At 35.6% G+C, this 7,992-nt stretch carries 11 protein-coding genes; 4 read left to right on the forward strand and 7 right to left on the reverse strand.

What is annotated here, in order from left to right; translation table 11 throughout:
* From era to MV589_RS01600, 7 genes are all read right to left on the reverse strand, one after another.
* The coding region (gene era / locus MV589_RS01570; RefSeq protein ID WP_297431383.1) for a GTPase Era at nucleotides 1-370 on the reverse strand (370 nt) is incomplete at its 3' end.
* Nucleotides 371-379: 9 nt separating this feature from the next.
* On the reverse strand, nucleotides 380-1,708 hold the full coding sequence (gene hslU / locus MV589_RS01575) for an ATP-dependent protease ATPase subunit HslU (RefSeq protein WP_297431386.1): 1,329 nt from the start codon (nucleotides 1,706-1,708) through the stop codon (nucleotides 380-382).
* Nucleotides 1,705-2,250 (reverse strand): ATP-dependent protease subunit HslV, encoded by a 546-nt coding sequence (hslV, locus tag MV589_RS01580; RefSeq protein ID WP_297431388.1) that lies wholly within the window; start codon nucleotides 2,248-2,250, stop codon nucleotides 1,705-1,707. Before hslV ends, hslU begins: the two co-directional genes overlap by 4 nt.
* Before the next feature lie 6 nt (nucleotides 2,251-2,256).
* Nucleotides 2,257-2,703 (reverse strand): 50S ribosomal protein L9, encoded by a 447-nt coding sequence (gene rplI, locus MV589_RS01585; protein WP_297431389.1) that lies wholly within the window; start codon nucleotides 2,701-2,703, stop codon nucleotides 2,257-2,259.
* Between the two features lie 25 nt (nucleotides 2,704-2,728).
* Complete coding sequence (locus tag MV589_RS01590) at nucleotides 2,729-3,466, reverse strand: ferredoxin-thioredoxin reductase catalytic domain-containing protein (RefSeq protein WP_297431391.1); 738 nt, start codon at nucleotides 3,464-3,466, stop codon at nucleotides 2,729-2,731.
* A gap of 15 nt (nucleotides 3,467-3,481) precedes the next feature.
* Nucleotides 3,482-4,702: an argininosuccinate synthase gene (locus MV589_RS01595; protein WP_297431393.1), complete on the reverse strand. Its 1,221-nt coding sequence runs from the start codon at nucleotides 4,700-4,702 to the stop codon at nucleotides 3,482-3,484.
* A 121-nt stretch (nucleotides 4,703-4,823) separates the two neighbouring features.
* Nucleotides 4,824-5,225 (reverse strand): flagellar protein FlaG, encoded by a 402-nt coding sequence (locus tag MV589_RS01600; RefSeq protein ID WP_297431395.1) that lies wholly within the window; start codon nucleotides 5,223-5,225, stop codon nucleotides 4,824-4,826.
* Between the two features lie 115 nt (nucleotides 5,226-5,340).
* On the opposite strand from MV589_RS01600, the gene MV589_RS01605 reads away from it, so the two are divergent.
* The 4 genes from MV589_RS01605 to MV589_RS01620 form a co-directional block, all read left to right on the forward strand.
* Entirely contained in the window at nucleotides 5,341-6,543 is a 1,203-nt protein-coding gene (locus MV589_RS01605) for an MFS transporter (RefSeq protein WP_297431397.1), read from the forward strand.
* Nucleotides 6,543-6,791 (forward strand): hypothetical protein, encoded by a 249-nt coding sequence (locus MV589_RS01610; protein WP_297431399.1) that lies wholly within the window; start codon nucleotides 6,543-6,545, stop codon nucleotides 6,789-6,791. The genes MV589_RS01605 and MV589_RS01610 overlap by 1 nt, the downstream gene beginning before the upstream one ends.
* Entirely contained in the window at nucleotides 6,792-7,064 is a 273-nt protein-coding gene (locus MV589_RS01615; RefSeq protein ID WP_297431401.1) for a hypothetical protein, read from the forward strand.
* The coding region (locus tag MV589_RS01620; RefSeq protein WP_297431403.1) for an MATE family efflux transporter at nucleotides 7,064-7,992 on the forward strand (929 nt) is incomplete at its 3' end. The genes MV589_RS01615 and MV589_RS01620, both read left to right, overlap by 1 nt.

Here is a 7,992-nt window from a genome sequence, read left to right on the forward strand (position 1 = left end):
AAACCTGGTCGATTTTACTAAGAACTATTATGTGCTTTATTTTACCATTATTGCGTTTTAAAAATTTTTCATAAGGTTCTGTAGAGTCTGTAATAGGTGCTAAATAGACAATTAAATCACAATCACCCATAGCTTTTAGTGCTTCATCGAGCATAAATTGGTTTAACATCTTCTCTTTTTCATGCAGACCTGGGGTGTCGATAAAGATAATTTGTGCATTATCATGCATGACTATTGCATTTGAGCGTTTACGGGTCGCGTTTGCTTTTTGGCTTACCATTGCAATTTTTTCACCTAAAAGTGAATTCATTAGGGTACTTTTACCCGCATTTGGACGTCCAATAAGTGAAACGAAACCTGCTTTTGTCATACTACCTCTTTATAATATATATCGTGATAAGTCATCATCTTCGACAACTTCATCAAGTTTTTCATGTACTAACTCTTTTGTTACAACAAACTCTTTACCTTTGTACTCATCAGCATTAAAGCTTATATCTTCTAAGATACGCTCTAAAACAGTATGGAGTCTTCTTGCCCCAATGTCTTCAGCTGTTTCATTTGCACGGTGTGAAAGTTTGGCTATGGCTTTTACGGCTTCATCTTCAAATGTAAGCGTCATCTCTTCAACACCAAGAAGTGCTTGGTATTGGATAAGTAAAGAGTTTTGTGTTTGTGTTAAAATTTTATAGAGTGTATCTTCAGTTAAAGATTCTAGCTCAACACGAAGTGGAAATCTTCCTTGCAATTCGGGAATGAGGTCACTCGGTTTACTCACATGAAATGCGCCAGCTGCTATAAATAAAATATGGTCAGTATTGATTGTTCCATATTTTGTAGAAACGCTGCTTCCCTCAACAATAGGGAGTAAATCACGCTGCACACCCTCTTTAGAAGGGTCATTTCTTCCTTGTGATTTTTCTGAGAGAGCAATTTTATCTATTTCATCAAGAAAAATAATGCCACCAGTTTCAGCACGGCGCAGTGCTTCAGCCGTCACTCTTGTCATATCCAAAAGTTTTGTACTTGCTTCTTGGCGAAGTAACAATTTTGCATCTTTTACAGTGACCTCTTTTTTATTATCTTCTTTGTTAATAGTGGCAAAAACTTTTGAAAAACTCTCTTGAACTTTTGCCATCTCTGGAGGTAGATTTGTGTCGTTAAATTCAATATTTAGCTTTTCTATCTCAAGTTCAATTACTTTATCATCCATCTCTCCAGACTCAACTCTCTTCTCTGTAGCTTCAAGGAGTCTTTTATAATCATCTTTTTTACTTTCACTTGCTCCTGTTGGAAGTGGTGGCACAAGTTTATCCGTAATTTTATTGATGATATAGTTCTCTATTTTCTCTTTGTTTGCCTCTTCTTGTTCAGCCTTTACTATGGAAATGGAGTTTACAACTAAATCTCTTATCATAGATTCAACATCACGACCTACAAAACCAACTTCAGTATATTTACTTGCTTCTACTTTAATAAAAGGAACTTTCATCATCTTTGCAAGACGGCGAGAAATTTCAGTTTTTCCAACACCTGTTGAGCCTATCATCAAAATATTTTTTGGTGTTATCTCATTTTTTAGTTCATCATCAAGTTGCATTCTTCTGTATCGTGTACGTAAAGCTAATGCAATAGTTTTTTTAGCATCATTTTGTGCAATGACATACTTATCAAGATATTCAACTATCTCTTTAGGTGTTAAATTCATTTTTTATCTTCCTTTAACATCAAAGTTTTTATGTTGTGGTTTGTATAAATACATAAATCTGCAGCAATGTGTAGAGACTCTTTTATAAGTTCTTCTTCATCTAAAGTAGCATGTTTTTTTAGTGCCCTTGCAGCAGATATAGCGAAGTTTCCACCACTTCCAATCGCAGCAATTTCCCCATCTTCTGGTTCAACGACATCACCATTTCCGGTAAGAATGAATATATGGTTATTGTTTAAAACTATCATCATTGCTTCAAGACGGCGGAGCACTTTGTCTTTTCTCCATGCTTTAGAGAACTCGACAACGGATTTGAGCAAATCCCCTTTTTTATTCTCTAAAAACTCTTCAAACATATCAAAAAGATTAAAAGCATCAGCAGTACTACCGGCAAATCCTGCAAGGATTTGCCCATGATGGAGTGTTCTGATTTTTGTTGCATTGCCTTTTAAAACGCTATCTCCAAAGGTAACTTGACCGTCACCACCGATAACGGCTTTGTTTTTGCCCTTGTAGGCTAGTATTGTAGTAGCATCAAACATTAGTCATTATTCTCCCTGAACATCCACATGAAGTTTTGCATGGATGCCATGACCGAGTTTAAGGTCTAAATCATGTTCTCCCACTGTTTTAATAGCAGTTTTATCAGTAATATGTTTTTTATCTACATCAATATTATGCTGTTCTTTTAAAGCTTTTACCACTTCATCTTTTGTAATCGCACCAAAAAGGTGACCATTATTTCCAACTTTTTTAGTTATGATAATTTCTGCTTTTTCAAGTTTTTTAGAAATTGCCTTAAACGCAGCGATTTCATCTTTTAAATCTTGTGCTCTTTGTGCTTCATCTGCAGCATGCTGCTCTAATATTTCTGGTGTAGCAGGTTTTGCAAAGCCTTTTTTGATTAAAAAGTTTTGCCCATAACCTGGTTTTACCTCTTTTACTTCACCAGCTTTACCGAGACTTTTAACATCTTTTATAAGTAATACTTTCATAAAAATTTATCCTTAATTTTTTTGACTATCTTTCTATTTCACCACTGTAAGCGACGATTCCATTTGTCAAGTTTCCGATTTTCGTATATCCATTGTCTATGAGAATTCTTGCAACATGAGCAGAACGGCTCCCAACATGACAGTAGAGAATAATATGCTCATCTTTAGCTAAATTTGCTTCTTCCCAAGTCTGAAAAAATGAACTTGTTGGTACAAGTTTATCAGCACCTTTAATGTGACCCATTTGCCACTCCATATCTTCACGAACATCAACTACTGTAAAGTTTACCATGCCAAGCTCACGCGCTTCAAAAAGTGCTACAAGTTCATCACCATCAAGCTCATCTTTTTCAACTAAAAGTTGACACTCCTCTTTTGTTAAACCACGAGAATGTGTATGAACACTCTCTTCCATCCCTAGCTCAATTCTTTTTTTTTCTGCAAATTCTGGAGTACAGAAAATTCCACAGTGACAAACACCATCTTGAGGAATCTCTTTCTCTATAGCTGGTTTACAAGGGCAAACTCTATCGTCAACTGATTTTGGTTTTTCACCAGTAGTATCTACCATAAAACAAGGGCAAAAACGTTTTTTATACATCATCTTGTTACGAGCAAGACCCATTTGTACGCCTTCGTTTACATCTTCTTGAGGATTATAAACCCAGCCAAATTGTGCATTTACTTTATCTGTAAATTTTATTGTTTTTTCAAGTTCAGCCTGAAACTCTGGTGAATTCATATCGATTTTAATTATACTCATCTTCTTTTCCTTCGTCTATTTTTTTTTGTTTCTTGCTTTACCTTCAATGATAAAACGAAGTGCATTTAGCTTGATAAAGCCTTCGGCATCTTTTTGGTTATATACTTCATCTTCTTCAAAAGTTGAGTATTCTGGGTTAAAGAGTGAAACATCAGAACTTCTTCCAACAACCATAATACTTCCCTTGTAGAGTTTAAGTCTTACAGTTCCTTCAACAAACTTTTGTGTATTGTTAATGGCAGCTTGAAGCATCTCACGTTCTGGTGACCACCAAAAACCGTTGTAGATAAGTGTTGCATATTTTGGCATCATCTCATCTTTAAGGTGTGCAGCTTCACGGTCAAGTGTGATAGATTCAATTGCACGATGTGCTTTGAGCATAATTGTTCCACCTGGAGTTTCATAACATCCACGAGCCTTCATTCCTACAAAACGATTTTCAACGATGTCAACACGCCCAATTCCATGTTTTCCACCAAGGGTATTTAATGTTTTTAGCATAGTCGCAGGGCTTAACTCTTCACCATTGAGTGCTATAGGGTCACCATTTTTATAAGTAAGTTCAATGTATTCTGCTTTATCAGGTGCATTTTCAGGAGAAGTTGTCCATAGCCACATAGACTCTTCAGGCTCTGCAGAAGGATCTTCTAAAATACCACCTTCATAAGAGATATGAAGAAGATTTGCATCCATTGAATAAGGAGATTTTTTTCCTTTTTTCTCAATTTGAATACCGTGTTTTGCAGCATAAGCCAAAAGTTTTTCACGAGAGTTTAAGTCCCATTCACGCCATGGAGCGATAATTGTAAGAGTAGAATCTTGTCCAAGGTAACCCATCTCAAAACGGACTTGGTCATTTCCTTTTCCAGTTGCTCCGTGGCTTACACCATCTGCACCCGTAATTTTTGCAATTTCTGCTTGACGCTTTGCAATAAGAGGACGAGCAATAGAAGTTCCTAGAAGATATTCACCTTCATAGATTGCATTTGCTCTAAACATAGGAAATACATAATCTTTTACAAACTCTTCACGAAGATCATCTATGAAAATATTTTCGGGTTTAATGCCAAGCTCAAGCGCTTTAATTCGTGCTGGTTCAAGCTCTTCACCTTGACCTAAATCTGCTGTAAAAGTTACAACTTCACAGTTATATTCATCTTGAAGCCATTTTAAAATAACACTTGTATCAAGCCCTCCAGAGTAAGCCAATACTACTTTCTTAACGCTTTTTTTCATGTAAAAAACCTTTTGCTAGTAAAATAATTATCGCGATTATATCGAAAAATATGTGAGAGTATGCTTATATATGGGTAGTTAAAAAGACAAAATAAGAAAAGTTAAAGTAAGGAGTGAAAAATCACCCCTTAGAATCAAATAATATACCAGATACTTCTTGCATTTTTGGCAAAAAACCCTCTGCTTGTTCTGCTGGGTATCGTCGAATCATTTTATCTGTTTTTGTATCAATTACAGAGACATAAAATATATCTTGCGTATCAACGCCAAATTTTAAGTTTGTACTTATTGGTCCAAGTGCATCATTGAGCTTTTTTACTAAATCTTCAACTTTTTCTTTTGAATCTGGTTTAGATGTAGCAGTTGTATCTGCTTGTTGTATCTCTTTGACTAGATTATCTTGTTTTGTTCTAGTTTGTGCAGTGTGTTGCACCTGTCGGGACTGTTCTTGAACTCTTCCTTGATTTTCTGAAGAACCTACTTGAGATTGTTGCTGTCTTGCAACGTTTGCAATGCCATCCATGACATACTCCTTATAAAAGTATAATGATTACCCTAATAATCGACAAATATCTTTTTTACTTTAATAAAAAGATAGATTTTTTTTCTTGAGCAATTTTTTATGCTACTCTTTCGCCATGAAACAATATATTGCACTCCTAAAAGATGAAAAAGTCCTAAGAAGACTCTCCACTATACAGCTAATTTCGTACTTTGGTGCATGGTTTAGCAATGTTGCCATCTATACACTTCTATTAGATTTACATGTAAACGCAGCTATTATTGCATTTGTGGCAATGCTGAATTTTTTAGCAGGTGTTATTCAAGCACCGCTTTCAGGTCCCATTATAGATAGAATACATCCTAAAAAATTGATGCTTAGCCTCATAGTTGTAGAAATTATTGCAACTTTTTCTCTTGTTATGGTACATCAGCTTTCAGATTTATGGTTGCTCTATCTTTTAGTATTTTTGAAAATGGCAGCAGCCTCTTTTTACTTTACAACAGAGATGTCACTCCTGCCAAAAATCCTTGATGGGGCAAAACTAAGAGTTGCAAATGAACTACACTCTATAATCTGGTCACTCTCTTACACTTTGGGAATGGCAATAAGTGGCTTTGTTGTTTATTGGTTGGGAATCAATACTGCGTTTATACTTGATGGAATGATGTTTATTGCTGCGTTTATGCTCCTTTATTCTATGGAAATTGAGATAGAAATTTTAAAAGTTGAAGAGAATATTATTAGAATGATGCAAGACACTTTTATTTATCTTAAAAATAATCCAAAAGCATTCCATTTGATGCTTCTACACTCTTTTGTAGGACTTACTGCGTTTGATGCATTGGTTGCCTTAATGGTTGAGAAATATTATGCAAGTTTTGTGGCAGTATCTTTAGCTTTGGGGCTTTTGCACTCTGCTAGGGCTATTGGCTTGGTCGTTGGACCTGTATTTATAGGAAAATGGATAAACAACAAACGACTCGTTTATATTTTTATAGCACAGGGCTTGGCTATTTGGCTCTGGGCTTATGTGATGCATAATTTCTATCTCTCTTTGGCTGCTAGCATGCTAGTTGGCTTTTTTACAACAACACTATGGTCTTACAGCTATACACTTTTACAAAAAAATATAGAAAAAAAGTATTATGGACGCATAGTGGCATATAACGATATGCTTTTTTTAAGTTCCGCTGCGTTTACTTCTTATATGATAGGACATCTTGCAACACTCTCATTTAGTTTGCCAAACATAACTTTTTTTATGGGATTTGGCTTTATTATAGGTGCAGTGTATTATAATTTTATATTAAAAAAAGAAAAACTTGAAGAGGTATAATGTTTAGTTTTGCAATTCTTGGTGGTATCCTTTTAAATATCGGGGCGTATCTTACCTATAAAGGAAAGATTTATCAGTCTGTCATCGTCTATCTTTTTGCAGATATTTGCTGGATAATAATGGCATTTGAAAAAGACGATATGATTGGCGCGGGTTTAATAGTAATAGGAACAATTTTTGGCTTTTTAGCATACTTGAAAATGAAAGATGGAGAGATGCAAAAAAATTTAGGTGAGGATAAAAAATAAGTGGTTTATAAATTTAAAGATGAAGAGATAAGTTTAGAAAATTTGACACGCCTATATGGTGCGGTTGTCATTGATATGCAGGGTGAAATAGCAGAGATGAGTCTGGAGTGGTTTGATCTTTATGGTGACAAGGTTGCGTTTAAAGCTTTTGTGCTTGTTTTTGACTATACACCTGTAGGTGAAAGTGTGAGAAATAAAAAAGTGCTTTCCTTTGAAACAAAAGAGGAGCTAATAGAAGCAATGAGTGAGGTAGCACAATTTTTTCAAAAGTAATTTCTCAAGACACTAAAAAGGTACTTTCTCTCGCATTTCCTGCAGCACTCAAGCATCTTGTAGATATTCTTCAAGTGCTTATAGATATGCTAATGGTGGGAACAGTGAGTGTTGCAGCACTTGCAGCTGTTGGTATGAGTATGCAGTTTATGATGATAGTAAATGTCTTTATGACTCTTTTTGTTGTTGGGGGTAATGCTCTCATCTCGCGTTTTATAGGTCAGGGAAGAAAAAAAAGAGCTTCTGCATTGCTTTTTTCTCTTGTCCTTTTGGCAATTACTTTGGCTGCGTTTGTAAGTGTTGGAGGCTACTTTGGAGCCTACCATTTTTATGCATGGATGGGTGCAACTCCAGCAGTTGTAGAGCAGGGTGGTACATACTTTAAAATACTCTCACTGGGAATTATTGTAATTTTTTTAGATACGCTGCTTTACAATGCACTCTCCGCAGCAGGAGATACAAAAAGTTCACTCTACATAAAACTTACATCATCAGTTTTAAATGCTTGTATGAATTATGTACTTATTTTTGGGCATTTTGGATTTCCTGCACTTGGTATTGCAGGGGCGGCTATTGCCACTGTTCTTGCCTATAGTTTTAATAATGTTGCTTACTATATTTTAATTAAAAAGCTGAATTCAAAACTAGACTTTTTGCCGATTATTCGCATAAAAGATATAAAAAGAGTGCTTAAAGTTGGCTACGCTGCGGCTATTGACAGGGGTGTGTCAAGTGTGAGTTTTCTCTTTTTTGTCTCCATCATTACCGCGTATGGAACAGCAGAACTCGCAGGGTATCAGGTAGGACTTCGAGTGGAGGGCATTGCGTTTATGCCAGGCTTTGGTTTTGCCATCGCTTCTATGGCTCTTGTTGGGCAAAACATTGGTGCAGGTGATTTTGATAAAGCTTATAATATGGGAATAATCAG

This window comes from Sulfurimonas sp., assembly GCF_026991475.1.
Classification (GTDB): domain Bacteria; phylum Campylobacterota; class Campylobacteria; order Campylobacterales; family Sulfurimonadaceae; genus Sulfurimonas.